This window comes from Actinoplanes sp. ATCC 53533 (genome assembly GCF_003947245.1).
Map to the genome: position 1 here is coordinate 25,072 of NZ_QHHV01000075.1, position 23,577 is coordinate 48,648.

Genomic DNA, 23,577 nt, shown 5'->3' on the forward strand with positions numbered 1-23,577 from the left:
CATTCATGCTGGGACTTCAGCGGTGTCGCAGATCATGGCGTGAGGTCAACCCGTCAACGAGCCGTTCTCCAGGTAGACGGTGGTCGCCGCGTCCCTGGCGGCCAGGCACGACAGCAGTCGCCGTGCCAGCAAGTCGGGCAAGGCCTGCGCGGCCTGGGCCGCCGGGAGAAACGCATACGAGCGAAGCTCGTCGGCCGGCAACCGAATACCGGCGATCTCCTGTGCGGTCAGCCGGCCACCGTCGAACACCGCGATCAGACCTTCACTGCGCCCTGGTCGCGGCGGAACCCAATCGATGGCCAACAAGCGGCCGGGATCCCGATCAAGTCCGAGTTCTTCCTTGACCTCTCGAATGGCCGCCTGCCGAGGCGACTCGTCGAGCTCGACGCAGCCGCCGGGCAGCTCCATGAAATCGACGTACGTCGGCTCCACCACGAGCACCCGATCCGACTCGTCGAACAGCAGGACCGTGGAGGCCATGCGCTTACGCGGCAACGCCGCATCGAACTCTGCTACCGGAACGGCCGGCGCGGCCTGAGAAGTCGTTTCGGAGGTCATACGGGCACGCTAGCGAGTCGTCCGGCCGACAGCGTGCACGGAAGCGAGTCGGCCTGGCCGGTGGTGCCGGGCGGCAAAGCCGACCCGCTTGTGCGCCGGGTCGAGCTCGTAGGTGGTGTCGCCGGTCTGCGTGAGCGGGTCCGCATCGGACGTGCGGAGTCGTTTGGTGTGCGGTCAGGTCGTGGGGGTGGGGTAGAAGGCGTTGATCTCGGCGATGACGTGGTCGGGTGCTTCGTGCATGAGGAAGTGTCCGGCGCCGGGGACGTCGGCGGAGGTGGCGTCGGGGGCGGCGTCCTGCAGGGGTGGCAGGACCAGCTCGGCGAGGCCGGCCTGGGTGATCATGCGGACCGGGATGGTTAGCGGGGTGTCCTGCAGCGTGGCGTTGTCGGTCTCTTCCTCGGTCTCGAACCGGTAGAGCTCGAAGCCGGCTTTCAGGACCTGGGGGCGGGAGTACACCCGGACGAACTCGGCCAGTTCGTCGTCGGTCACGTTCTCGCCGGTGGTCTGCATTCCCTGGAAGAAGTAGGCGAGGAAGGTCTCCTCCCGGCCGGTGACCAGTTCCTCCGCGAGGGGGCGCTGCTTGTTGAACGAGTTGTGCCAGAACATCGGTTCCAGGGCGGCGAACTTCAGGTTCTTGCCGAGCAGGCCGTAGTCCATGAGGAACAGCCCCGCGATCTGCTCGCGGTACTGGGCGGCCAGCGGGTAGGCGACGCCGACGCCGAAGTCGTGCGCGACGACCTGCACGTTCTCGCGGCAACCGAGGTGGTCGAGCAGCCGGTGGACGTAGCCGGCCAGGACCGTCTTGACCATGGAGGGCGGCGTTCCGGTCGAGTCGCCCATGCCGGGCAGGTCGACGGCGATGACGGTGCGGCCGGGCAGCAGCTTGGGCATGATCTGGCGGTACTCGTACCAGCTCTGCGGCCAGCCGTGCAGCAGCACCATGACCTGCGGGCCGTGGCCGCCGATGACGTAGTGCATCTGAACGTCGTCGATGGTGGTGAAGCCGTGCCGGAAGTCCTTGTTGAACTCGGCGTCGTGCTTGGTCGCCGTGTCGTAGCCAGGGCTGAGTGGCTCCTCCGACTCGATGGCTGCGGGGGTCGTGGCTGCGGCGGAAGCGGTCATGGTGGTGCTCCTTGTCGTGGGTGTCGAACGCGGGGGTCGGGTGAGTTGCGGGTGCCTCGGGTGGGTGATCAGATCGAGGAGCCGCCGTCGACGTTCCAGGTGGTGCCGGAGACGAACCGGGCTTCGGGGCTGGCGAGGTAGGCGACGGCGCTGGCGATGTCGGCGGGCTTGCCGTAGTGGCCAACCGTCGTAAGCTGCTTCATCCATTCCGCGGCCGGGCCGGAGTCAGGGTTCATGTCCGTATCGGTCGGGCCGGGCTGCACGGTGTTGACGGTGATGCCGCGTGGGCCGAGCTCACGGGCCAGGCCGCGGGTGAAACCGGTGACGGCGGCTTTCGTCAGGGCGTAGACGCTGATGCCGGGTCCGGGAGCGCGGTCGGCGCTGACGCTGCCGATGGTGATGATGCGACCTCCCTGGCCGAGGTGGGCCGCGGCGGCCTGGATGGCACTGAACGCGCCCCGGACGTTGACCGCGATCAGCCGGTCGAACTCCTGCAGCGAGACGTCCTCGATCGGCGCCAGGTGGGCGACACCGGCGTTGTTGACGAGGATGTCCAGTCCGCCGAAATGTTCCGCGGTGCGGCTGACCGCGGCCCGGACGGCATCGTGGTCCGCGTTGTCCGCCTGTATGGCCAGGGCGCCTGTCGCTTCGGCCACGGCGTCGGCCTGGTCCATGGCGTTGGCGTAGGTGAAGGCGACCTGGGCACCGTCCGCGCTCAGGCGGCGCACGATCGCGGCGCCGATGCCCCGGGATCCGCCCGTGACCAAGGCGGTCTTGCCTGCGAGGGGCCGTGCGCCGGTTGGTGCCGTGCCGGGGGCGAGTTGGGTGCTCATGGGTGGGGTTCTCCGACTTCTTCAACGTTGGACTTACAAACCGATCCGTTCGGTTCTATACGCGCGCAGTTGCCACCGAAGCCCGTCCGTGATGCGCAACCGGCGGCGACGAGGATCGCCCGGCTCCAGTCGCCCCGCCCTGGGTGCCGGTCGAGGGGGCCTGCGCAGAGCCTCGGTTGGGTCAGGCGCTCGGCAGGGTCGCCTCAGGTAGCTCAAGCAATGGGGGCCGTGGCGGCGAGGAGGCTCGCCGGGCAGGCGAGGCTGTTCAGACGGTGATGACGACCTTGCCGCGGGTGTGGCCGGCCTGGCTGTGGGCGTGGGCCTCGGCGATCTTGTCGATGGGGTAGGTGGCCGTGACCTGCGGGACGTATGTGCCGGCTGCGCCCAGGGTCGCGGCCTCGGCCAGGGCTTCCGCCGGCGCGTCGGGGGCGGTGGTGAGGCGGACGCCGTGTTCTGAGGCGGTGTAGTCGGCGATGCTGACGACGTTGTCCGCGCTGGTCGCGATCTTGATCAGGTCTGGCAGCGAGCCGGAGCCCACCACGTCGAAGGCGAAGTCCACGCCGCCGGGGGCCAGGGCGCTGACCCGTTCGGGCAGCCCGGGCCCGTAGGTGGTGGGCAGGGCGCCCAGCGATCGCAGGAAGTCGTGGTGGTTCTCGCTGGCGGTGCCGATCACGGTGGCGCCACGCGCGACGGCGATCTGGACGGCGGCGCTGCCGACGCCGCCGGCGGCACCTTCGATCAGCAGGGTGCTGCCCGCACGGACGCCCAGCAGGTTCAGCACGCGGATCGCGGTCTCGCTCGACGCGCCCGCGGCGGCGGCCTGTTGCGGCGTCCACGCGTCGGGGGCCGCTGCCCATGCGGTGAGTATCGCGCGCTCGGCGGTGGTTCCGGTGTCCGACAGCCCGAACACCCGGTCGCCGACGGTGGCGCCGGACACGCCGTCGCCGACCTCGTCGACCACGCCCGCGGCGTCGCGTCCCGGGATCGCCGGGAACCGCAACGGCATCACCTGCTGCAGATAACCGGCCCGCAGCTTCCAGTCGATCGGGTTGACGCTGGCCGCCTCGACCCGGATCCGGACCTGCCCGGGGCCGGCGTGCGGTTCGGGAATGTCCTCGACCCGCAACACCGACGGGTCGCCGTACTCGTGATAAGTCACTGCTCGCATGGAAGTCCTCCTCGTGGGCTAAACGCCCGTTACCGGGGGGTGCGACTCTCCTCGACACCCTAGTTACGAACCGAACCGCTCGGTTACTATAACCACGAGACACTAACCTGAGCCAGCCAACAGTTTTCTTCCGGCGGCGAAATTTTCTTCAGGAGGCTTCGATGGCCAAGACGGGTCGGCCCCGGTCGTTCGACACCGACGAGGCGTTGGACGTCGCGATGCGGCTGTTCTGGGCCGAGGGCTACGAGGGTGCCTCGCTCGCCGCGCTGACCGAGGCGATGGGGATCAACCGGCGCAGCATCTACGCCGCGTACGGCAACAAGGAAGAGTTGTTCCGCAAGGCGGTCGACCGCTACATCGAGGGTCCCGGAGCCTTCGTCGCTCCGGCCCTGGAGTTGCCCACCTCCCGGCAGGTGGCCGAGGCGTTGCTGCACGGAACGGTGGACGCCAACACCACCCCCGGCCGTCCGCGCGGTTGCCTGCTGGTGCAGTCCGCGCTGGCCTGCGGCCCGGAAAGCGAACCGGTCCGCCTCGACCTAGCCGACCGCCGAGAAGCCGCGGTGGAAACCCTGCGCGCACGCTTCGCACGCGCCCAGGCCGACGGCGACCTACCCCCAGCGGTCGACGCGGACTCCCTCGCCCGCTACCTGACGGTCGTCGCACATGGCATATCGGTGCAGGCCGCCGGCGGCGCCAGCCGCGAGGACCTGCACCGCGCCGCCGACCAGGCCCTCAGCATGTGGCCGAGCGCCTGAATCCACGAGGCGAATGATCAGCGCCGCTTGCTTGCTTTGCAGGTCCAGAGTTGGTTGCCGGCGTCGTGCGCGGCGGTGGGCACGTCAATGGTGATGCCGTCGGTGGGGTTTCTGGTCCAGCGCGGCGGGCGGCCCTGGTATCCGAGCACGGTGATCTGGTCGGTGTCGCGGATCGGTACTGGCATACCGGAGCTCACGGTGCTGCCCGGCGGGGTCAGCGAGTGGAGGTAGAACGCTTCGTTCGGCCGGATGGTGAACCGTAGGTTGCCGTCGGCGGCGCCGTTGGCCCGGTAGGTGGTGTCGTAGATCGCTTCGCCGTTGACGGCTAGCCAGGCGCCGATCTCGCGCAGCCGCTGCTGCATGATTTTCCGGGATAGCGCCGTCGGGGTGGGGACCGATGTCCAATAGCAGGTCGCCGTTTTAGCAGACGATGTCCACGAGGTGGGCGACCAGATCGTCGGCGGTCGCGTAGGCCGAGTCGGGCGTGGCCGCGTTGTAGCCGAAGGAGAACAGGTCGATGTCCAGGAGTCGTTGACGAACACGCTGAAGCACGCCGGCCCGGCGTGCCGCGGGTTCGCCTCGAACGTGCTGGTCCGCAACGAGAACGACGACGCGTGCCCCAGGGTGTTGAAGTCGTAGTCGGGCAGGCCCATCCGCTTGCGCGGCGACGTGGCCGTCCAGTCGGTCGTCACGCCGGTCAGAGTACGGGCCAAGACCATGCTCGCGGCGGCGTTAACCTGTGCCTGTGGATATCCAGCCCGCGATCGCCGACGAACGACGCCGAGTCGCTGATCTGGTGGAATCGCTGACCCCGGCGCAGTTGGAAACCCCGAGCCTGTGTGGTGAGTGGACGGTCAAGCAGGTCGCGGGTCACCTGCTGGCGGCGATCGGCAAGCCGGCCACGCCGGTGCTGCCGCTGATCGCCCGCAGTGGCTTCAACATCCACAAGGCCAACTCGCGGCTCGCGGTGCTGATGGCCGAGCGGCCGCCGGCCGAGCTGGCCCAGGGCCTGCGCGACAACGCGGAGAACCCGTTCCGGCCGCCGATCGTCGGCTATCCGGGGCAACTGACCGACCTGCAGGTGCACGGGCAGGACATGCGGAGGCCGCTGGGCCTCCCGCACGGGCTGCGGCCGGAGCGGCTGCGGATGTCGCTGGACTTCCTGGTGGGTGGGCGGGCGATCGGCTTCACTACGAGGAGACGGCTGGCGGGTCTGCGCTTCGAGGCGGCGGACCTGGAGTGGTCCTCGGGATCGGGGCCGCTGGTGGCCGGCCCGGCGGAGGCGCTGATGCTGGCGATGACGGGCCGCGGCGTGGCCCTGACGGAGCTTGACGGCCCCGGCGTGCCGATCCTCCGCAACCGTCTGGCGTGAGCTTGCGGTCCTGATCGGACGGTCACGCTCGCTCCATGCGGCGTCCACGCCGTTTCTGCCGCGTTTCTGCCGAGCCCTCGAGACGCCACGCCGGTCTCACCGCGCGCCACGCCGGGCCGAAAAATGTCGGTGGCCGGTCGTAGCGTCGCGGCATGGATGACAACGAGTACCCACCTGAGAGCGACCGCCGCCCACACCTCAGCGTCGAGCGACATCTGACCGTCGGCCCGCACGTCTACCAGCTCACCGCGTCCGGCACGGGCGACGACCGCATCGGTCTCTCCCTGGTCGGCTGGAACGCCTCGGGCGAGGTGGTGAGCGAGATCAGCGGAGGGATGTCGCCCACCGACCTGGCCCCGGTGGCGGACGCGCTGACCTCGACGCTGGCCGGCCTGGCCGCGCTGCGCCGCCAGCGCCTGACCTCGACGGCACCGTCGGCCCTGCCCGGGCTGCCGCCGAAGCGTCATCGTAACCAGGGCGTTCGCTGGTCGGCCGAGGACGACGAACGGCTGGCGGCGCGCCACCGGGCGGGCGCGAGCCCGAAGGCGCTGATGGAGGAGTTCGGCCGCAGCCGCGGCGGCATCACCGCCCGGCTGGAGCACCTCGGCCTCATCACCCCGGACGGCGTGCCGGTCACCGCGAGAAAGGGCGGCGGCAGTGGTCCGGGCGAGGAAACGGGGGTGATCTCCGAGGCGGCGTGAGCAGCGGACGCGGGTCGTCCGCGCGGCCCGCGTCCTCCCAACCTGGGCTACCGGCTTGGTCATGGCGCTTGGTCATGGCGCTTGGTCACGGCGCTTGGTCACGGCGCTTGGTCACGGCGCTTGGTCACGGCGCTTGGTCATGGCGCTCGGTCATGGCGCTTGGTCATGGCGCTTGGTCATGGCGCTTGGTCATGGCGCTCGGTCATGGCGCTCGGCCACGGCGCCTGGTCGTGATCGCCTGGTCGTGATCGCCTTGGTCGTGACAGTGCCGGAAGCGGACCGTGCCTGGAAGGGGGCGTGCCCGGAGGGATGCACCCACCCTGCACCCGGGGCGGGCTCAAGTAGGGCGGTGGCCACCCGATTCCTTCAGGCACTGGCGGACGGCTCCGCTAGTGAGCGGGCCCGGGTGCACCCCCTCGGCGCCTGGGCCCGCTCAGCTACCCGCAGACGGAAGGGCGCACCGTGGTGGCACCGGGGCCCAAGGGTCTGCACATCGGCATCGACGCGGAGAAGGTCGTCGTGTCGCCGCTTCCGCTCAAGATGCGCATCGGCCGGGCCAAGCGGTCCCGCTGCGGATCTGTCACCGAGGTCGTGCCGGTTCCGCCCAGCGGGCGTAGCCGCGAGGACCGGATCCGGTTCGCCTCGCAGCTCACCCTCGCGCTGGTCGTGCTCTCGGCGGTGCTGAGCGCGCTCGGCATCGCCTGGTGGGCGGCGGCGAGCGGTTCGGTGGCGCTCGTCGCCTTTGTCGTGGTTGAGCAGGCCCGTGCCGCCCGGGCCGGGGTCATCGCCCTGCCCAAGGGCGAGGGCTCGCACGTGCTGCACGCCGTCGAGGAACGGCTCGCCTTCGAGCGTGCCGTCGTCGTGGCCAAGCGGGTGCGGCGCACCTGGCCCGCGCTTCGGCACATGATCGACCCGGACGACGCCGACCGCAGCCTGTCCGCGGCCCTGGCGGAACTCGCCGGGATCATGGCCCGCCGTCAGCAGATCCGCCGGTTGCGTGAGGAACTCGCCCAGGCGACGCGGCACGACCTGCCGGCGGACAGCCCGGCCGTGCGGGCCCTGGCCGAGCAACGCCTGAAGGCCGAGGCGCTCTGGCGGTCCACCGCGGCGGCGGCCAACCGCATCCTGGCGAGCATCAACGCCGCCGCGCTGGCGGGCGAAAATCTCATCCGCGAGCAAGGCATCGGCGAAACCGCCCGGCAAGCGGAACTGGCCATCTCCCGCCTGACGGCGGCCGGCCCACCCCAGATCGAGGCCGGCCCCGAACTGGCCGAACGCACGGCAGCGGTGATCGCCGCCTACCGAGAGCTGGCCGCCGACCGCTGAAGCCCGAACCGGACCCACCACCGATCGCCAGCCGGCTGCGGCTCAGCGGGTGGCGGCCTACCCGGTCGCGGCCCAACCGGCTGTGGCCCAACCGGGTCGCGCTTGCTTCGGGTGGCGGCCTACCCGGCTGTGGTCTAACCGGCTGTGGCCCAACCGGGTCGCGCTCGCTCCGGCTGCGGCCCAACCGGCTGCGGTCCAGCCGATTGCGGTCCAGCCGATTGCGGTCCAGTCGGCTGCGGTCCAGTCGGCTGTGGGTTAGCCGAGAGCCGCTACCGCCCGGGTGGTGTCTTCCATGATCAGATCAGAGTTGATCTGGGCGGCCACGTTCAGGCCGGCCGCGGCCGCGCTGATCACTTGGGCCATCTGATCGCTGACGTTGCCGGCCACCCAGACCCCCGGCACTGCCGTGCGCCCGGTGGGCTCGGCCGCTACCGCGCTGCCGAAGTCGTTGTCGGTCGCGGTCAGGCCCAGCGACGGTAGCGGTTCCGCGTTCGCGACGAAGCGCGGGGCGACGACCAGGGTGTCGCGGGCGACCACGGTGCCGTTGGTCAGCCGTACGCCGGTCAGCTTGCCGTCCTCGGCCAGTACCTCGGCGACCTTCTCCGTCACCACGGTGATGCCGCGCGCCGCGAATTGCCGGGCCTGCTCCGCGTCCGGCTCCGGTGCGGTGTGCAGGAACAGCGTGATGTCGTCGCTCCACTGTCGCCACATCAGCGCCTGGTGCAGGGACATCGGTGAGGAGCCGAGGATGCCGATGGACCGGCCGCGCACCTCGAAGCCGTGGCAGTACGGGCAGTGCACCACGGCGTGGCCCCAGTGTTCGCGCAGGCCGGGCAGGTCCGGCAGCTCGTCGGTCAGCCCGGTGGTGACCAGCAGGCGCCGGGCGGCGTACGACCGTCCGTCGGCCAGTCGCACGGTGAGCAGGTCGCCGTCGCGGCCGGCCCCGGTCACCCGGCCCTTGATGATCTCGCCGCCGTAGTGCCGTACCTCGGTCTGGCCGGCCGCCCGGAAGTCGGCCGGCGCGATGTCGTCTCGGGTCAGGAAGTTGTGGATGCCGTCGGCGGGCGCGTTGCGGGGCTCGCCCGCGTCGATTACCAGCACCGAGCGTAGTGCGCGGCTCAGGGCCACCGCGCCGCTCAGTCCGGCGGGCCCGCCGCCGATCACGATCACGTCATAGGTCATGTCATGACGGTCGCCCCAGCGGGGGGAAAGTGGCAAACTTTGTTGCCATGACGGCAAATGAGGACGTGCTGGCAGCGGTCGGGCCCCGGTTACGGGCGCTGCGGCAGGAACAAGGCACCACGCTCGCGGCGCTGTCGGAGATCACCGGAATCTCCGTGAGCACGCTCTCCCGGCTCGAGTCCGGCCAGCGGCGCGCCACGCTGGAACTGCTGTTGCCGCTGGCCCGGGCCTACCGGGTGCCGCTGGACGAGCTGGTCGGTGCCCCGCCCACCGGCGATCCGCGGATCTACGCCCGCCCGCTGCGGCACCGCAGCGGCCAGACCATCCTGCCGCTGAGCCGGCAGGCCACCGGCCTGCAGGCCTTCAAGCACATCATCGTGGCCGGCCCGCCGGCCGAGCCGGACCCGAAGACCCACGAGGGGTACGAGTGGCTGTACGTCCTGCATGGCCGGCTGCGGCTGGTCCTCGGCGAGCACGATCTGGTCCTGCCGGAGGGTGAGGCGGCCGAGTTCGACACCCGGGTTCCGCACTGGTTCGGCAGCGCCAACGGCGAATCAGTCGAGTTCCTGAGCATCTTCGGCCGCCAAGGCGAGCGTATGCACGTCCGGGCCCGCTCGACCCACTGAGCAAGGTCAGAGGCCGCCCACTGAGAGAGGCCGCCCACTGAGAAAGAGGCCGTCCACCGAGAAAGTCAGAGGCCGCGGGTGCGGACGGCGGTGTGGATCGTCGTCGCGCGCAGCATGAAGACGTCGCGGCGGCGCAGCACGCTCTCCGGGTGCTCCGGATCGGTGAGGATGTCCAGCCGGTCGACGTCGTCGGCGGTCAGGTGCTTCGCGAGCAACTCCCGGGTGCGGTGCAGCGTGCGGGCCAGGTGGCGGCGGGCCGCGTCGGCCAGCGGCGCCGGCAGGTCCAGCAGGAAGCTGCGGCTCCGCACCCCGGTCAGCCCGGCCTCCGCGAGCAGCTCCGGCCAGGAGCGCGGCGCCACGATGGCGCCCATCGGGTGCGCGTGATCGTGGGACAGCTTGTGGTCCACCCCGTTGATCCGGGCGGTGAGTCCGTCGTCCGCGGCCGCCGGCAGATAGTGCAGCGGCAGCCCGCCCTCGCGCAGCGCGAGCACGCCGCCGGGCCGGAGCAGCTCGCCGAACGCCCGGATCCCCGCCGCCGGATCTGGCAGATGGTGCGCAACGCCCCCGACCCAGATCAGGTCGGCCCGGGGCAGGGCGGCAATGCCCTCCGGTAGCCGTACCTCCCGGGTGGTGAGCTGGTCGCCGACGCCGAGCCGCTCCGCCCGCTCGCGGGCCAGCGCCAGCAGCGGCGCGGCGCCGTCCGCCGCCACCACGGTCGCGCCGGGCAGCAACTGGGCGAACCTGCAGGCAGCGACGCCGGGCCCGCTGCCCACATCGAGGATCAGGCCGGCCTGCGGCACGCGCCGGGACAGCCACTCCAGCGCCCGGTTCACCATCGGGGCGTTGATCTCGGCGTCGGCGATCAGGTCGGGACCGTACTCGGCCCAGTCCACGGAGTCGGGTGAGTGCCCCATGTGGACACCTTAGAGGTCCTTGGCGAACGAAATGATCCGCGCGTAGCGGGCGCGACGTACCTCTTGGTGATCACGTCGGCCCCATCCCAGGGGGCCTGAGCAGGCAATCACCCATTCGGGTGACTCGCTACCCCAAGGTAGGCAAATAGGTTGTCACCTGACATGAGCGCTGCTGACCATGCCCGGAGGTCGTCCGCTGCGAGGATCAACGATCCGGGCGGCGGCGGGTTCGCGGCGTCCGGCGGCGCCCGGTCAGGCGGCCCGGCGGGCAGTCGACATCTGCCGGGGCACGCTCACCGCGACGGCGGGCTGCGGCCGGCGGCCGAGCGTCTCCAACGCGTCCAGCAGCATCGCCTGCACGACCGCCGATTCGGGCAGGTGCCAGCCGGTCTGCTCCGGGGAGACGGCCCAGCGCACCGGGCCCTCGGGCGTACGGCTGGGTGCCGCCGGGATCCACGAGCCGCGACCGTGCCGCAGAACGTCCAGGCAGGATCCGAGCTCCGGCCGCAGGTCGGCGCCCGGCCGCACCAGGAACATCCAGCGGCCGGACGGCGTCACCGCGACCGGACCGTGCGCGTCGCCGCTGGCCGGGCCGAGCACGCCGGTGTGCAGGCGCACCGCGCCCAGCACCCGCAGGCCGACGGCCGCGGGCACTTCCAGCACGTCGAACTTCCAGCCGGTGGCCAGCAGCACCGTGTACGGCCGACGGTGCCACCAGCGCGCCACCCGCACCGGGTCGGTGCTGGAATCGTCCTCCCAGGACTCGATGGCCGGATGGCAGCCCATGATCGGGCAGCCGGGCCGGCCGCAGGCGAAGCGGTGGCCGGCCAGATAGGCGCCCGGTGTCACGGCCCAGCCTCTGCCGGCGTACCGCAGGGCGGCTCGCCGCAGTCGCAGCCGATCCATGAACTCCCATGGGCCGATCGGCCATCGGTTGTTCCACTGCATGGTCGGAATACCCCCGATCCGGCACTTGTGGCCGCTTTAGCAGGTGCGACGGCCGTTACCAAGCTCGACACGCCTCGTTTGTTCGGGCAGATCACGTTTTGCAACTTGCATGAGAAACTATCGAGCATCGGTGAGCAGACGATCACACAGCTTGTGCGACCCGCACTGAGGAGTGAGGTCCACACTGCGGCTGATACACCGAAATGCTCACCGGCGGGGGTCGCCGGATGAGTGGGGGAGGCACCGTGGACGAGCTGCCGATCGGCCGCCGAGTCGCATACTGGCGCGGTCGCCGAAAGATGTCCCAGCAGGTCTTCGCGGACAGGTTGGGCAAGTCGAAGAGCTGGGTCGACAAGGTGGAGCGCGGCGTCCGCCGGCTCGACAAGTTCTCCGTCGTCTATGAGATCGCCGACGTCCTGCAGATCGACGTCCAGCTGCTGCTGGGCAAGGACGTCGAGCGCAAGCCGGAGACGCAGAACTGCATAGACCAGGTCGAGGTCGAGGAGATCCGCGCGGCGCTGGAGCGGTACGACCAGATGAGCGCGTTCTTCAATCCCGTGCCGGTGGCGCCGCCGCTGATCGAGATGCACAAGGCGGTGAGCCACGCCTGGTTGACCTACCAGCACGCCAAGTACGGCGTCCTCGCCCGCAAACTTCCCCAGCTGCTGCGCGACGCCCAGGCGGCGGACAGCGCCAACGCCAGCGGCGAGGACGCTCGCGCCGCGGCCCACCTGCTCGGGCAGGTCTACCAGATCGCCTCGTCGGCGCTGCGCAAGGTCGGCGAGCACGAGCTGTCCTGGCTGGCCGCGGACCGCTCGATCGCGGTCTCGCAGCGCGCCGGCGACCAGCTGCTCGCCGGGATGGCGAGTCACCGGGTCGGCATGGCGCTGCTCTCACTCGGCCGGGTCCGCTCGGCCCTCGAAGTCAACGTCAACATCGCCAACCGGCTCGCGCCGTTGACGCCCGAGGCGGCCACCCCGGAACGGCTCTCGGTCTACGGCCTGCTGCTGCTCACCGGCGCCATGGCCGCCGCCCGGATCGGCGACAGCGCCACGGTCCGTGACCTGGTGTGCGGCGCCGAGCAGGCGGCCGGCGCGCTCGGTGGTGACTACAACTACTACTGGACGTCCTTCGGGCCGACCAACGTGGAGCTGCACCGGGCCGCCGCCGCGGTCGAGCTCGGCGACGGCGGCAAGGCGATCGAGACGCACAACCGGATCAACCAGGAGCACTTCGCCGCGATGCTGCCGGAGCGCCGCGCCCACCACTACCTGGACATCGCCCGGGGCTACACGCAGGTCGGCGACGTGGAGAAGGCCAGCGAGATGCTGCTGGAGGGCGATCGGCTCGCCCCCTCGGAGATCCGCTGCCGGCCGCTCGCCCACGAGGTCATCTCCGACGTGCTGCGACGCACCCGGGGCACACCGCCGGCGCCGATCGCGGAGCTGGCAGAGCAGATGGGAGTCGGCGTATGAGGTGGGTTCTCGGGTGATGAGCGTCGACACCTCACCCGGCGTGCTGTACATCCTCGTGTGCGGCTCGCCCATCGCCCGCGATGTCGGCATCCTCGTCGACCTGGCGCAGCGTGACGGCTGGGAGGTCTGTGTGATCACCACGCCGGACGGGCGCAAGTTCGTCGACGCCGCCGCGCTGCAGGCCCAGACGGGGCACGCCGTACGCAGCTACTACAAGAACCCCGGCGACGATGACCTGCTGCCGCCGGCCAACGCGATGATCGTGGCCCCGGCGACGGTCAACACCATCAACAAGTGGTCCGCCGGCATCACCGACACCCTGGTGCTCGGGCTGCTGGTCGAGGGGTACGGCTTCAGCATTCCGACCGTCGTGGTGCCGTACACGAACAAGGTCATGGCCCTGCACCCCACGCTGCACGAGAGCATGGCCAGACTGCGCAACTGGGGCGTTCAGGTGCTTTACGGCGACGACGTCGTACGGCTCGGCGGACCGGGACAGAACGATCGTTTCCGGAGCCAGTTCCCGTGGCGGCGAGCGCTGCAGGCCCTGCACACCCGTTTCCAGACCGACAACCGAGTCGAGCCGGGAGCCCGTTCCTAAAGCTCTGCCAACCCGCGGCGGAAAACAAAAAGGCAAGTTCGTGGATTGAGTAGAGTTGGCGGCCGTGACCGATACCGCCGATGCGCCGCCGACCGTCCGTGACGTCGTGGGCGCCCTCGACGCCCGTTTTCCGCACGCCTGGGCCGAGCAGTGGGACAGGGTCGGCCTCGTCCTCGGCGAGTTCGACACCCCGGTGCGCACCATCCTCTGCGTGGTGGACTGCGTGGCGGCAACCGTCGAGGAGGCGGTCGCCGTCGGCGCCGACCTGATCGTCGCCAACCACCCGTTGCTGCTCAGGGGCGTCTCCTCGCTCTCCCCGGACACCTCCAAGGGCCGCCTCGTGCATCGCCTGATCAAGGCCGGTGTCGCCGTCTACACGGCCCATACCAACGCCGACGTCGCCAACCCGGGAGTCGCCGATTCCCTGGTCACCCGCCTGGATCTGGTAAACCCGCGCCCGCTGCTCCCGGCGGCGCCGGGCAGCCCGGCGGCGGGCGACGGCCGAGGCTTCGGCCGGATCGGCGAGCTGGCCGCCCCGATGACGCTGGCCGAGCTGACCTCCTTCGCGGCGCGGCGGCTCCCGGCCACCGCGGGCGGGGTGCGTGCGGCCGGCGACCCCGAGCGGCTGATCCGTACCCTGGCGGTCCTGGGCGGCGCGGGCGACTCGTTCCTGTCCGCGGCCGCCGCCGCGGGGGTGGACGCTTATCTCTGCGCGGACCTGCGGCACCATCCCGTCAGTGAGAATCTCGCCGCCGGCGGCCCGGCGCTGCTCGACGTCGCGCACTGGGCCACCGAACGCCCCTGGCTCGACGACCTCGCAGGCTGGCTGCGCGCCCAGTTCCCGGTCACGGCCCTCGTGTCCGACCTCGACACCGACCCCTGGACCGTGCACGCGGTCAGCGGAAAATAAGGAGTACCTGCCGTGAAGGCCGCCCCGAAAGACCAGCGCCGACTCCTCGATCTGCAGGCCGTCGACATCGCCCTGGCACAGCTCGCCCACCGCCTCAAGTCGCTGCCGGAGCTGGCGGAGATCGCCACGATCTCCCGCGAGCTGTCCGCGCTGGAGGACGAGCGGGTCCGCGCCCAGGTGGCCGTCGACGACCTCGACCGCGACATCGCCCGCTTCGAGAAGGACATCGAGCAGGTCCGCACCCGCAAGAGCCGCGACGAGGCCCGGCTGAACGCCGGCGGCGCGCTGCGGGAGATCGAGGGCCTGCAGCACGAACTGGCCACGCTGAACCGCCGCCAGTCCGAGCTGGAGGACGCCGAGCTGGAGCTGATGGAGCAGCGGGAGAGCGCCGAGCAGGCGCTCAACGACGTGAAGAAGAAGCTCACCGAGGCGGGCGGCCGGCGGTCCGCGGCCGAGGCCAGGCGCGACGAGGCGACCGACGAGATCAACAAGGAGCGGGAGTTCAAGACGCAGTCGCGGGCCCCGCTCGCGGCCGACCTGCCGTCCGACCTGGTCACCCTGTACGACAAGATCCGCCAGGATTCGGGCCTGGGCGCCGCGCTGCTGCGCGCCGGCCGCTGCGGCGGCTGCCGCATCGAGCTGTACGGCGCCGACCTGGCCCGGGTGAAGTCCGCGCCCGCCGACGAGGTCGTCCGCTGCGAGGAATGCCGTCGGATCATGGTCCGTACCGCGGAATCCGGCCTATGAGCACCGAGCTGCGGGTCACCGTCGAGGCCGACGGCGGGTCTCGGGGCAACCCCGGACCGGCCGGCTACGGCGCTGTCGTGCTGACCGAGGGCGCCGGCGAGGTGCTGCTGGAGCGGTATGCCGCGCTGGGCGTCACCACCAACAACGTCGCCGAGTATTCCGGCTTGATCGCCGGCCTGCGCGCCGCCGCCGAGCTGGGCGCCACCCGGGTCGACGTGCGGATGGACTCCAAGCTGGTTATCGAGCAGATGTCCGGCCGGTGGCAGATCAAGAACCCGGGTCTGCGCCCGCTGGCCGCCGAGGCGGCGAAGCTCGTGGACGGCTTCGCGGCGGTGACCTTCGACTGGATCCCGCGCGAGCGCAACAAGCTGGCCGACGCGCTGGCCAACCGCGCGATGGACGAGGCGGCCGGCAAGCGGGTCCCCTCGGACACCCCGGCCTTCGCCTCCCCGACCGAGGCCAAGGCCCCGAAGAACTGGGCCCCGCCGTCGCTGGAGACCGCGACCCGGCTCATCCTGGTCCGCCACGGCGAGACCGCGCTGACCGTGCAGGGCCGCTATTCCGGGCGCGGCGACGTCCCGCTCTCCGAGCAGGGCGAGGCCCAGGCGATGGCCGCGGCCGGGCGGGTGGCGGGCATCTCGCGCGACGTCACGGCCGTCGTCTCCTCACCCTTGCGGAGGTGTACGCGCACCGCCGAGCTGATCGCCGCCGAGCTGGGCAACGTCACGGTCACCGTGCTGCCGGAGCTGATCGAGTGCGACTTCGGCGACTGGGAGGGCCTGACGTTCGCGGAGGTCCGCGAGCGCTCGCCGGCCGAGCTGGACCGCTGGCTGGATTCGACCAGCGTCGCCCCGCCGGGTGGGGAGTCCTTCAAGGCCGTGGCCAAACGGGTACGCGGCGCGCTGGCCACCCTGCAGTCGGCGTACCCGTCGGGCACCGTGGTCGTGGTCTCGCACGTCTCGCCGATCAAGCTGATCCTGCGCGACGCGCTGGCCGCGGGTGACGCCTTCCTGCACCGGCTGTTCCTGGACGCGGCCGGCGTCTCCACCATGGACATGTGGCCCGACGGCGGCATCGCGGTCCGCTCGGTGAACGAGACAGCCCACCTGCGCTGAGGTATTGACCCGCCGGGTGCGGACGTTTAGCTTCCTCGAATAGGAAAGTTTCTTCACCATTCCTCTCGACAGCCTCCGTCCGCCCCTGGAGGGCACATGCGCGGATTCTCCCGTCGTCTGCTGGCCGCCGGCGCCGCCGTACTGGTCGGCGTCACCGCCGCACCCACCGCCGCACAGGCGCACCAGCAGAAGTCGTACGTCAAGGTCGGATACTTCACCCAGTGGGGCATCTACGGCCGGGACTTCCAGCTCGCCAAGGTCCAGCAGTCCGGCGCGGCCGCCGGGCTCACCCACCTCAACTACGCCTTCGGGCCGGTCACCGCGGCCGGCGTCTGCGACTCGGCCGACCCCTGGGCCGACTGGGGAGTGCCGTTCACCGACGCGCTCAGCGTCGACGGCGTCGCCGACGTGGCCGGCCAGCCGATCGCCGGCAACCTCAACCAGCTCGCCGAGCTCAAGCGGAAGAACCCGAAGCTGCGGGTGCTGATCTCGCTGGGCGGCTGGACCGGGTCGGCGACCTTCTCCGACGCGGCCCTGACCGACGCCGCCCGCAAGAAGCTGGTCGGCTCCTGCGTGGACCTGTGGCTCAAGGGCAACCTGCCCGGACTGTCCGCGGGCGTCGCCGCCGGCATCTTCGACGGCATCGACCTCGACTGGGAGTGGCCCGGCTCCTCCGGCAACGACGGCAACGTGATCCGGCCCGAGGACAAGCCGAACTTCACCCTGCTGACCGCCGAGTTCCGCAGCCAACTCGACGCGCTGGGCCGCAAGAACCGCCGGCACTACGACCTCACCGCGTTCCTGCCGGCCGCCCCGGCCAAGATCGACGCCGGCTTCGAGGCGAAGAAGATTTTCAAGTACCTCGACTTCGGCACCGTGCAGGGCTACGACTTCCACGGCTCGTGGGAGGCCAGGACCAACCAGCAGTCGGCCCTGCGGGTCCCGGCGGGCGCGCCCGACAACCCCGACTTCTCCGTCGAGGTCGCCATCGACACGTGGCGGGACCGCGGGGCGCCGGGCCGCAAGCTCGTGCTGGGCATCCCGTACTACGGCCAGGGCTGGACCGGCACCACCGGCGGTCTCTTCTCGGCGGCCACCGGCGGCGCGCCCGGCACCTTCGCGGTGGGCACCGAGGACTACAAGGTGCTGAAGAACCTGCCGAAGCAGGGCTATCGGCTGCACCGGGACTGGCGTTCCGGGCACTCGTGGCTCTCCGACGGCACTACCTTCTGGACCTACGACGACCCGGCGCAGATCCTGCAGAAGACGGCGTACATCCGCACCGAGGGGCTCGGCGGGGCGATGATGTGGTCGCTCGACGGCGACGACGAGCGGGCCTCGCTCACCCGTACCATCTCGGCGGGTCTCTGGACCCCCTGGCGGTAGCTTTCGCGGGCCGGAGCGCTGCGCCGTTCGGCGCAGCGCTCCGGCCGTTCGGCGCAACTCGATCACGACCCGGCACATCTCGGGCGAAACCTCTCGGTAGCCTGCGGCGATGGCGTGACCTACGGTCACCGCCTCGTCTGCGCTCCGATGAGGAGGTCCCGCGTTTGTCTACGCCGCGCAGCGACCGCAGCCCGTGGAACTGGCTGCTGGTCATCCCGATCGTGCTCCCGCTGATCACCCCGCTGTACAACTTCGACAGCCCGCGGCTGTGGGGGTTTCCGGCGTTCTACTGGCTGCAGCTCTCCTTCGTCTTCGTCGGCGTCGCCACGACGTCGATCGTGTATCAAATGACCCGGAAGCCACCGTCCTCGCCGGCTTCCGCTCCGTCGTCTTCGTCTTCGTCCTCGTCGGAGGCTTCGGATGAGTGAGCACATCACCGAGATCGTCGTTTTCACGCTGCTGTTCCTGCTGGTCAGCGCGATGGGCTTCGTGGCGGCCAAGTGGCGGGCGCCCAAGGACATGGCGCACCTCGACGAGTGGGGGCTCGGCGGGCGCAGCTTCGGCGGCTGGGTCACCTGGTTCCTGGTCGGCGGTGACCTCTACACCGCGTACACGTTCGTCGCGGTGCCCGCCCTGATCTTCGGGGCCGGCGCGGCGGGCTTCTTCGCGGTGCCGTACACGGTGGTCATCTACCCGCTGTTCTTCCTCATCCTGATCCGGCTCTGGTCGGTGTCGCACCGGCACGGCTTCGTGACCCCCGCCGACTTCGTCCGGACCCGCTTCGACTCGCCGCTGCTCGCGCTGCTGGTCGCCATCACCGGCATCGTCGCGACCATGCCGTACATCGCGCTGCAGCTGGTCGGCATCGAGGCGGTGCTCAAGACGATGGGCGTGACCGGCGACAGCGCGCTCGCCCGGCACGCGCCGATCATCGTTGCCTTCGCGATCCTGGCGGCGTACACCTATCAGTCCGGGCTGCGGGCGCCGGCGCTGATCGCGTTCGTCAAGGACACGCTGATCTACATCGTGATCCTGGTGGCGGTGCTCTACCTGCCGTACAAGTTGGGCGGTTGGGGTTCGATCTTCGACGACGCCGCCGCGAAGTTCGAGGCCTCACCCGCACCCAACGACGGGCTCACCCTCAACACCAACAACCAGCTCCAGTACATCACCCTGGCGGTGGGCTCGGCGCTCGCGCTCTTCCTGTACCCACACAGCATCACCGGCGTGCTGGCCAGCAAGAACCGCAACGTGATCAAGCGGAACATGTCGGCGCTGCCGGCGTACAGCTTGCTGCTCGGCCTGATCGCCCTGCTCGGCTTCATGGCCATCTCGGCCGGGGTGAAGCCGCTGCCCGGCGCCACGCAGGGCAGCGTCGACAGCAACACGGTCGTGCCGCTGCTCTTCGACCAGCAGTTCCCGTCCTGGTTCGCGGGCGTCGCGTTCGCGGCGATCGGCATCGGTGCCCTGGTCCCGGCGGCGATCATGTCGATCGCGGCGGCGAACCTGTTCACCCGCAACATCTACAAGGAATACATCCGCAAGGACGCGACCCACGCGCAGGAGGCCGGCGTCGCCAAGATCGCCTCGCTGGTGGTGAAGCTCGGCGCGGTCGCGTTCATCATCTTCCTGGACCCGCAGTTCTCCATCGACCTGCAGCTCATCGGCGGCGTTCTCATCCTGCAGACCGCACCGGCGGTGGCCGTCGGCCTCTACACCCGGTGGCTGCACCGCGGCGGCCTGATCGCCGGCTGGGCCGCCGGCATGGGCCTCGGCCTGTGGATGCTCTATCAGATTCCGAACGCGGCGACCAAGCGCGCGCACTTCGGCGGCTCGGCGTTCCCGCTGGAGAAGTTCGGCTTCGACACCCCGAGGACGATCTACGTCGGCTTCGTAGCGGTCCTGCTCAACCTGCTGGTCGCGGTGGTCGTGACACTGATCCTGCGGGCGATGAGGACAGCCGAGGGCATCGACGGCACCGAGCCGGACGACTACTTCGCCGACGAGGGCGACCCGCGGCTGGAGGAGTCCCGCCGTACCCCGGACGCTCTCGCTTCCTCGACCTGACCCGACCGCCCCTCGGTGCCGCGGCCCCGGATGTCCTATCCGGGGCCGCGGCCTTTCAGGTAGGCGTCCATGTCCTGGGTCAGCCGCAGCAGGGTGCCCGCGAGCTCCCGGCGTTCCTGGGCCGACCAGCCGTGCAGGACCTCGGCGTAGATTTCGCGGCGGGCCTTGCTCACGGCGTCGACCTGGGCGAGGCCGCGGTCGCTGGCCGCGACGACGCTGCCGCGGCCGTCCTGCGGATCGGGGGTGCGCACCACCAGGCCGTCCCGGTGCAGGGCGCTGACCTGCCGGGTCACGGTCGAGCCGTCCAGATTGAGCCGGGTGGCGACGGCGGAGACATTCTGCGGGCCGGCTTCCTGCAGGAAGCGCAGGATCACGTACGCGGCCCGGTCGAGCGCCCGATGCGGGCGCGGCGAGGAACGGCGGGTCGCCTCACCCAGCCGCATCAGCATGGCCACCTGGGTCTCGATAACCCCGAGAGCCGAGTCGTCGTCCGCCATCTGTCCGTCCCCGGTCGTCGCTATGGTTTTGAGGATTCCTGACAGTACGCCGGAAGCACGTCAGCCGAAGGCCCGCCACAACAGGATGAGACCGACGACCGCGCCAAAGGTGACGATGAGCACCTTGAGCACCCGCGCGGGCAGGCGACGGGCAAGCCGCGCGCCCACGTACCCACCGACGATCGTGGCCGGGGCGATCGCGAGTACGGCCCCCCAGTGCACCGGGGCGAAGAACCCGAAGACCACCACGGTGGTCAGCCCGACGCAGGCGGAGAGCACATTCTTGAGCGCGTTGATGCGATTCAGCGTCTCGTCCAGCACGAGCGCGAGCGCGGCTATGTACATGACACCGAGCGCCGCGCCGAAATAGCCGCCGTAGACCGCCCCGGCGAAGACGACGATATGCAGGGTCAGGTTGCTGACGCCGGCCTTCTTCTCGGCCCTCTCGGCCTTCTTCTCGGCCCTCTCCTCGGCCCTCTCCTCGGTCTTGTCTTCGGTCTTGTCTTCGGTCCTCTCGCCGGTTCTGTTGCTGGCTGCTTTGTTGATCGGGCCGCTGGTCCGCGCGTCGGCCGCCTGGCCGATCTGCTCTTGGGCCGCTGGGCTGGTCTGCTCTTGGGTCGCCTGGCCGGTCCGCCTGTCGATCGCCCGGCCGACCAGGGCCCGCAGCCGGTCCTGGAAGAAGAGGATCGCGGCGGCGCCGAGCACGAGGAACGGCACGACGACCTCGAACGCCCGGGCCGGCGTGCCGAGCAGCAGCAGGCAGCCGACAACGGTCCCGAGCAGGCTGGTCGGCACGACGGCCCGCAACCGCCGCCCCTGCCCGGCAAGATCGGCCCGGCTCCCCACGACGCTGGAGACATAACCGGGGAAGACCGCGGTCGAATTGGTGACGTTGGCGTCCACCGACGGCAACCCGACGGCGATCAGGCTGGGAAACGTGATCAGCGAACCGCCCCCGGCGATGGCGTTGACCACTCCGGCCGCCAGCCCGGCGGCGACCAGCAGCACGATGTGGGCGAGATCCATGATGCCGAGGAATCTACGTGGCGCCGCAGGCCCTGTCGCTTGTCGGTCCGCTGCCCGCGCGCCCTGCGACGTCGGTAGGATGGTCTCGCGACGGACGAGTCGACCGGGCGGTCGCGTTGGTGTTCTCCCGAGAACGCCGCCGAGGAACGTCCGGACTCCACAGAGCAGGGTGGTTGTTAACGGCAACCCGGGGTGACCCGCGGGAAAGTGCCACAGAGAAGAGACCGCCGGCCTCGTGCCGGTAAGGGTGAAACGGTGGGGTAAGAGCCCACCAGCACCCCGGGCGACCGGGGTGGCTTGGTAAACCCCACCCGGAGCAAGGCCAAGAAAGGCCACCGCCGCGAGGCGGTGGCTGGCGCAGGCACTCGAGGGCTGCTCGCCCAAGTCTGCGGGTAGGCCGCAAGAGCATGCCGGCAACGGCACGCCTAGATGGATGACCGCCGCCGGCGGCCGAAAGGCCGTCGCGCACAGAATCCGGCGTACAGGTCGACTCGTCCGTCGCCCTCAAGGCACCGGCTCCGCAGAGCCACCGACCACCCAGCACCGCCGAGATCGCGTCATCCTGGGAGCCTGCCTGTCCGGCGAGGACGAGACTGCGCTCGGGCAGAGCGCGTGAGCCCTTGCGGCTGGTAGTTCCTCGGCAGCGGTAGGGCCGCAGCAATGCCGGTCGGTCCGCTACGGTGCCTGCGTGTCAACTGTCGAAGACGCCCTCGCGGCTGCCCGCAACAAGCCCGAATACAGGGCCGGAGTCTGGGCGTTTCGCGCAATGCTGGTAATCGCAGCGGTGCTCCTCTCCAACACCGCCCTGTCCTTCCTCCCGCGTTGGCCAACAACGCTGCTCTGGCTCGCCAATCTGGCGGCCGTGCTTTATGGCTATCTTCAGTTCAGTCGAGCCGGCGTGCGTGTTACTGGTATGTCGAAGGATGTCTGGAGCCGCCGCAGGATGGTCTACCGGGACGTGTTCGGTCTTGGCCGGCGGTAGCCCGGTACCCTCCTCCTGCCAGGTCAAGCGATGCCGCTGGCATCAGGCACGTCTTGCGGTGTTGGTCCGTTGCTCGTAGGGATTATGGGTTCGCGGACGCTCACGGATCACGCTTCTTCTGATCTCGCGCAACTCGGGCGTCCCCAGATAGTAACGCCCTCTCGTTTCTCCTTGGGCCTCCAGGAGGCCCGCACTCACCATGAATCGAAGATCTCGGTTTGCGGTTCCGACTTCGATATCTGCATCCTTTTCGTACACGGGCCGCCTTACCTTCAACCCTAGTGTGGCCGAATACAGTGCGAAGACCGCCCGCTCTGGCAATCGGCGTTGCACCACGACCTTCTCCAGTTCGGCCCACGTCCTGCTGGCATCATCAACCCGCCTGAGAACAGTTTGTGCCTGCATGTGGTGAGCGACGAGGTTGAAGCGAACCCAGCCCTTCGCATCTCGTTCTGGATGCCATTCCCCAGATCCGACCTCAGCCAAGACCGAGTAGTACGACTGCGTATTGCGACCCAGCCACTCTTCAATGCTGCTGAACTCCGGAGAGAGGATCTTCTCCCTGGCGAGCACCATTGTCTGCAACGCGCGGGCCATGCGCCCGTTGCCGTCCCGGAAGGGGTGAATCATGACAAGGTTCAAATGAGCCATCGCAGCTCGGACAAAAACAGGACACTCGTCATCCCATGTTGTGAGGCTCGCAACGAGCTCTTGCATCAGGGCAGGCACATCGTCGGCGTCCGGGCCCTCGTACACTTTGACATTTCTTTCCTCGTCATGGACGAAGATCTGCCCCGGTCGGTATCGGCCAGGACTCTTTGAAAGATCATGGCCCAGCATCATGAAATGTAGACTTCGAATCAATGACTCATCAAGACTGAAGGCGGCATCATCGGCCAGTTGCTGGATGTAGGTTAGTGCGTTGCGATAGCCGACAATCTCAAGTGACGTGCGTCGGTCGGCATCGAGCGGCTCCTCGTCCTCCATGATCGCGAGGGCGTCATCGAGGCTGACGTCGTACCCTTCGATGCTGTTCGATCCTCTAACCGCTCGGGCCTTGAGGTTGCGCCGCATCTGACCCTTCCACCGCCTCGGCTCGTGGAGGTAGATGCGCAGCTCGCGGCGTAGTTGGTTGATTTCTTCGATGACTCGAAGGTCGTCCGGGTCGAGGCTGGGCGCACGGAACAGCATGTACCCAGCGTGGCGGTTGACAGAACTTCTGTCAACTTGAACAGATGATCTATCAATCTGCCAACACGTAGCGTG

The 23,577-nt window shown here is 69.7% G+C and carries 26 protein-coding genes and 1 other RNA gene; 15 read left to right on the plus strand and 12 right to left on the minus strand.

Annotation, left to right across the window (positions count from 1 at the left end; genetic code table 11):
• Positions 1-45: 45 nt before the first annotated feature.
• The 4 genes from DMB66_RS25025 to DMB66_RS25040 all read right to left on the minus strand — a co-directional run bounded on the left by DMB66_RS25025 (position 46) and on the right by DMB66_RS25040 (position 3,681).
• Positions 46-558, minus strand: coding sequence for an NUDIX domain-containing protein (locus tag DMB66_RS25025; protein ID WP_370319128.1), 513 nt, complete (start codon positions 556-558; stop codon positions 46-48).
• 174 nt (positions 559-732) lie between these two features.
• Positions 733-1,680 carry an alpha/beta fold hydrolase gene (locus tag DMB66_RS25030; protein WP_125806563.1) on the minus strand — a complete coding sequence of 316 codons (948 nt, stop codon included), beginning with the start codon at positions 1,678-1,680 and terminating at the stop codon, positions 733-735.
• 68 nt (positions 1,681-1,748) lie between these two features.
• Positions 1,749-2,513 (minus strand): 3-oxoacyl-ACP reductase family protein, encoded by a 765-nt coding sequence (locus tag DMB66_RS25035; RefSeq protein WP_125806564.1) that lies wholly within the window; start codon positions 2,511-2,513, stop codon positions 1,749-1,751.
• 265 nt (positions 2,514-2,778) lie between these two features.
• The gene (locus DMB66_RS25040) at positions 2,779-3,681 is read right to left on the minus strand and encodes an NADP-dependent oxidoreductase (protein ID WP_125806565.1); all 903 of its coding nucleotides are present in this window, start codon (positions 3,679-3,681) and stop codon (positions 2,779-2,781) included.
• Between the two features lie 161 nt (positions 3,682-3,842).
• Here DMB66_RS25040 and DMB66_RS25045 point away from each other — a divergent pair, with 161 nt between their 5' ends.
• Positions 3,843-4,436, plus strand: coding sequence for a TetR/AcrR family transcriptional regulator (locus DMB66_RS25045; protein WP_125806566.1), 594 nt, complete (start codon positions 3,843-3,845; stop codon positions 4,434-4,436).
• A 17-nt stretch (positions 4,437-4,453) separates the two neighbouring features.
• On the opposite strand, the gene DMB66_RS25050 is transcribed toward DMB66_RS25045, so the two are convergent.
• Together DMB66_RS25050 and DMB66_RS65305 are read right to left on the minus strand one after the other, a co-directional pair.
• Positions 4,454-4,798, minus strand: coding sequence for a hypothetical protein (locus tag DMB66_RS25050; protein WP_125806567.1), 345 nt, complete (start codon positions 4,796-4,798; stop codon positions 4,454-4,456).
• A 58-nt stretch (positions 4,799-4,856) separates the two neighbouring features.
• Positions 4,857-4,988 (minus strand): hypothetical protein, encoded by a 132-nt coding sequence (locus DMB66_RS65305; protein ID WP_255440920.1) that lies wholly within the window; start codon positions 4,986-4,988, stop codon positions 4,857-4,859.
• 193 nt (positions 4,989-5,181) lie between these two features.
• On the opposite strand from DMB66_RS65305, the gene DMB66_RS25055 reads away from it, so the two are divergent.
• The 3 genes from DMB66_RS25055 (at position 5,182) to DMB66_RS25065 (ending at position 7,835) form a co-directional block, all read left to right on the plus strand.
• The gene (locus tag DMB66_RS25055; protein WP_158647349.1) at positions 5,182-5,808 is read left to right on the plus strand and encodes a maleylpyruvate isomerase family mycothiol-dependent enzyme; all 627 of its coding nucleotides are present in this window, start codon (positions 5,182-5,184) and stop codon (positions 5,806-5,808) included.
• A 152-nt stretch (positions 5,809-5,960) separates the two neighbouring features.
• Positions 5,961-6,509 carry a hypothetical protein gene (locus tag DMB66_RS25060; RefSeq protein ID WP_125806569.1) on the plus strand — a complete coding sequence of 183 codons (549 nt, stop codon included), beginning with the start codon at positions 5,961-5,963 and terminating at the stop codon, positions 6,507-6,509.
• A 462-nt stretch (positions 6,510-6,971) separates the two neighbouring features.
• Complete coding sequence (locus DMB66_RS25065; RefSeq protein WP_233624822.1) at positions 6,972-7,835, plus strand: hypothetical protein; 864 nt, start codon at positions 6,972-6,974, stop codon at positions 7,833-7,835.
• 255 nt (positions 7,836-8,090) lie between these two features.
• Here DMB66_RS25065 and DMB66_RS25075 read toward each other — a convergent pair whose 3' ends face one another.
• A complete protein-coding gene (locus tag DMB66_RS25075; protein ID WP_125806570.1) occupies positions 8,091-9,017 on the minus strand; it encodes an NAD(P)/FAD-dependent oxidoreductase in 927 nt (308 codons plus the stop codon).
• A gap of 47 nt (positions 9,018-9,064) precedes the next feature.
• Between DMB66_RS25075 and DMB66_RS25080 the strand changes: the two genes are divergently transcribed.
• The gene (locus tag DMB66_RS25080) at positions 9,065-9,643 is read left to right on the plus strand and encodes a helix-turn-helix domain-containing protein (RefSeq protein WP_125806571.1); all 579 of its coding nucleotides are present in this window, start codon (positions 9,065-9,067) and stop codon (positions 9,641-9,643) included.
• Between the two features lie 65 nt (positions 9,644-9,708).
• Here DMB66_RS25080 and DMB66_RS25085 read toward each other — a convergent pair whose 3' ends face one another.
• A complete protein-coding gene (locus DMB66_RS25085) occupies positions 9,709-10,557 on the minus strand; it encodes a bifunctional 2-polyprenyl-6-hydroxyphenol methylase/3-demethylubiquinol 3-O-methyltransferase UbiG (protein WP_125806572.1) in 849 nt (282 codons plus the stop codon).
• 252 nt (positions 10,558-10,809) lie between these two features.
• Entirely contained in the window at positions 10,810-11,505 is a 696-nt protein-coding gene (locus tag DMB66_RS25090) for a bifunctional DNA primase/polymerase (protein WP_125806573.1), read from the minus strand.
• A 245-nt stretch (positions 11,506-11,750) separates the two neighbouring features.
• Between DMB66_RS25090 and DMB66_RS25095 the strand changes: the two genes are divergently transcribed.
• From DMB66_RS25095 to mctP, 8 genes are all read left to right on the plus strand, one after another.
• Entirely contained in the window at positions 11,751-12,980 is a 1,230-nt protein-coding gene (locus DMB66_RS25095; RefSeq protein ID WP_125806574.1) for a helix-turn-helix domain-containing protein, read from the plus strand.
• Positions 12,981-12,996: 16 nt separating this feature from the next.
• Positions 12,997-13,581, plus strand: a complete 585-nt coding sequence (locus DMB66_RS25100; protein ID WP_125806575.1) for a flavoprotein — start codon at positions 12,997-12,999, stop codon at positions 13,579-13,581.
• 64 nt (positions 13,582-13,645) lie between these two features.
• A complete protein-coding gene (locus tag DMB66_RS25105) occupies positions 13,646-14,491 on the plus strand; it encodes a Nif3-like dinuclear metal center hexameric protein (RefSeq protein ID WP_125806576.1) in 846 nt (281 codons plus the stop codon).
• Between the two features lie 12 nt (positions 14,492-14,503).
• Entirely contained in the window at positions 14,504-15,238 is a 735-nt protein-coding gene (locus tag DMB66_RS25110) for a zinc ribbon domain-containing protein (RefSeq protein WP_125806577.1), read from the plus strand.
• The gene (locus DMB66_RS25115) at positions 15,235-16,353 is read left to right on the plus strand and encodes a bifunctional RNase H/acid phosphatase (protein WP_125806578.1); all 1,119 of its coding nucleotides are present in this window, start codon (positions 15,235-15,237) and stop codon (positions 16,351-16,353) included. The genes DMB66_RS25110 and DMB66_RS25115 overlap by 4 nt, the downstream gene beginning before the upstream one ends.
• A 96-nt stretch (positions 16,354-16,449) precedes the next feature.
• Positions 16,450-17,739 carry a glycoside hydrolase family 18 protein gene (locus DMB66_RS25120; protein WP_125806579.1) on the plus strand — a complete coding sequence of 430 codons (1,290 nt, stop codon included), beginning with the start codon at positions 16,450-16,452 and terminating at the stop codon, positions 17,737-17,739.
• A 164-nt stretch (positions 17,740-17,903) separates the two neighbouring features.
• The gene (locus DMB66_RS25125) at positions 17,904-18,167 is read left to right on the plus strand and encodes a DUF3311 domain-containing protein (RefSeq protein WP_199752618.1); all 264 of its coding nucleotides are present in this window, start codon (positions 17,904-17,906) and stop codon (positions 18,165-18,167) included.
• Positions 18,160-19,806 (plus strand): monocarboxylate uptake permease MctP, encoded by a 1,647-nt coding sequence (gene mctP, locus DMB66_RS25130; RefSeq protein WP_125806580.1) that lies wholly within the window; start codon positions 18,160-18,162, stop codon positions 19,804-19,806. Before DMB66_RS25125 ends, mctP begins: the two co-directional genes overlap by 8 nt.
• A 35-nt stretch (positions 19,807-19,841) precedes the next feature.
• Here mctP and DMB66_RS25135 read toward each other — a convergent pair whose 3' ends face one another.
• Together DMB66_RS25135 and DMB66_RS25140 are read right to left on the minus strand one after the other, a co-directional pair.
• Positions 19,842-20,303, minus strand: coding sequence for a MarR family winged helix-turn-helix transcriptional regulator (locus tag DMB66_RS25135; protein WP_125806581.1), 462 nt, complete (start codon positions 20,301-20,303; stop codon positions 19,842-19,844).
• A 60-nt stretch (positions 20,304-20,363) separates the two neighbouring features.
• A complete protein-coding gene (locus DMB66_RS25140; RefSeq protein ID WP_125806582.1) occupies positions 20,364-21,329 on the minus strand; it encodes a sulfite exporter TauE/SafE family protein in 966 nt (321 codons plus the stop codon).
• Between the two features lie 95 nt (positions 21,330-21,424).
• Between DMB66_RS25140 and rnpB the strand changes: the two genes are divergently transcribed.
• Positions 21,425-21,827: RNase P RNA component class A (gene rnpB, locus DMB66_RS25145), an RNA gene on the plus strand.
• 190 nt (positions 21,828-22,017) lie between these two features.
• On the plus strand, positions 22,018-22,311 hold the full coding sequence (locus tag DMB66_RS25150) for a hypothetical protein (protein ID WP_125806583.1): 294 nt from the start codon (positions 22,018-22,020) through the stop codon (positions 22,309-22,311).
• Positions 22,312-22,353: 42 nt separating this feature from the next.
• Here the strand turns inward: DMB66_RS25150 and DMB66_RS25155 are convergent, their stop codons facing one another.
• On the minus strand, positions 22,354-23,502 hold the full coding sequence (locus DMB66_RS25155; protein WP_125806584.1) for a Fic family protein: 1,149 nt from the start codon (positions 23,500-23,502) through the stop codon (positions 22,354-22,356).
• Positions 23,503-23,577: the final 75 nt, after the last annotated feature.

Bases quoted from the DNA above. Each gene is read 5' to 3' on its own strand.
- DMB66_RS25025 (WP_370319128.1), bottom strand. From the start codon at position 558: ATGACCTCCGAAACGACTTCTCAGGCCGCGCCGGCCGTTCCGGTAGCA.
- DMB66_RS25045 (WP_125806566.1), top strand. From the start codon at position 3,843: ATGGCCAAGACGGGTCGGCCCCGGTCGTTCGACACCGACGAGGCGTTG.
- DMB66_RS25135 (WP_125806581.1), bottom strand. From the start codon at position 20,303: ATGGCGGACGACGACTCGGCTCTCGGGGTTATCGAGACCCAGGTGGCC.
- DMB66_RS25035 (WP_125806564.1), bottom strand. From the start codon at position 2,513: ATGAGCACCCAACTCGCCCCCGGCACGGCACCAACCGGCGCACGGCCC.
- DMB66_RS25080 (WP_125806571.1), top strand. From the start codon at position 9,065: ATGACGGCAAATGAGGACGTGCTGGCAGCGGTCGGGCCCCGGTTACGG.
- DMB66_RS25060 (WP_125806569.1), top strand. From the start codon at position 5,961: ATGGATGACAACGAGTACCCACCTGAGAGCGACCGCCGCCCACACCTC.
- DMB66_RS25085 (WP_125806572.1), bottom strand. From the start codon at position 10,557: ATGGGGCACTCACCCGACTCCGTGGACTGGGCCGAGTACGGTCCCGAC.
- mctP (WP_125806580.1), top strand. From the start codon at position 18,160: ATGAGTGAGCACATCACCGAGATCGTCGTTTTCACGCTGCTGTTCCTG.
- DMB66_RS25100 (WP_125806575.1), top strand. From the start codon at position 12,997: ATGAGCGTCGACACCTCACCCGGCGTGCTGTACATCCTCGTGTGCGGC.
- DMB66_RS25040 (WP_125806565.1), bottom strand. From the start codon at position 3,681: ATGCGAGCAGTGACTTATCACGAGTACGGCGACCCGTCGGTGTTGCGG.
- DMB66_RS25075 (WP_125806570.1), bottom strand. From the start codon at position 9,017: ATGACCTATGACGTGATCGTGATCGGCGGCGGGCCCGCCGGACTGAGC.
- DMB66_RS25090 (WP_125806573.1), bottom strand. From the start codon at position 11,505: ATGCAGTGGAACAACCGATGGCCGATCGGCCCATGGGAGTTCATGGAT.
- DMB66_RS25155 (WP_125806584.1), bottom strand. From the start codon at position 23,502: ATGCTGTTCCGTGCGCCCAGCCTCGACCCGGACGACCTTCGAGTCATC.
- DMB66_RS25030 (WP_125806563.1), bottom strand. From the start codon at position 1,680: ATGACCGCTTCCGCCGCAGCCACGACCCCCGCAGCCATCGAGTCGGAG.
- DMB66_RS25050 (WP_125806567.1), bottom strand. From the start codon at position 4,798: ATGCAGCAGCGGCTGCGCGAGATCGGCGCCTGGCTAGCCGTCAACGGC.
- DMB66_RS25120 (WP_125806579.1), top strand. From the start codon at position 16,450: ATGCGCGGATTCTCCCGTCGTCTGCTGGCCGCCGGCGCCGCCGTACTG.
- DMB66_RS25140 (WP_125806582.1), bottom strand. From the start codon at position 21,329: ATGGATCTCGCCCACATCGTGCTGCTGGTCGCCGCCGGGCTGGCGGCC.
- DMB66_RS25115 (WP_125806578.1), top strand. From the start codon at position 15,235: ATGAGCACCGAGCTGCGGGTCACCGTCGAGGCCGACGGCGGGTCTCGG.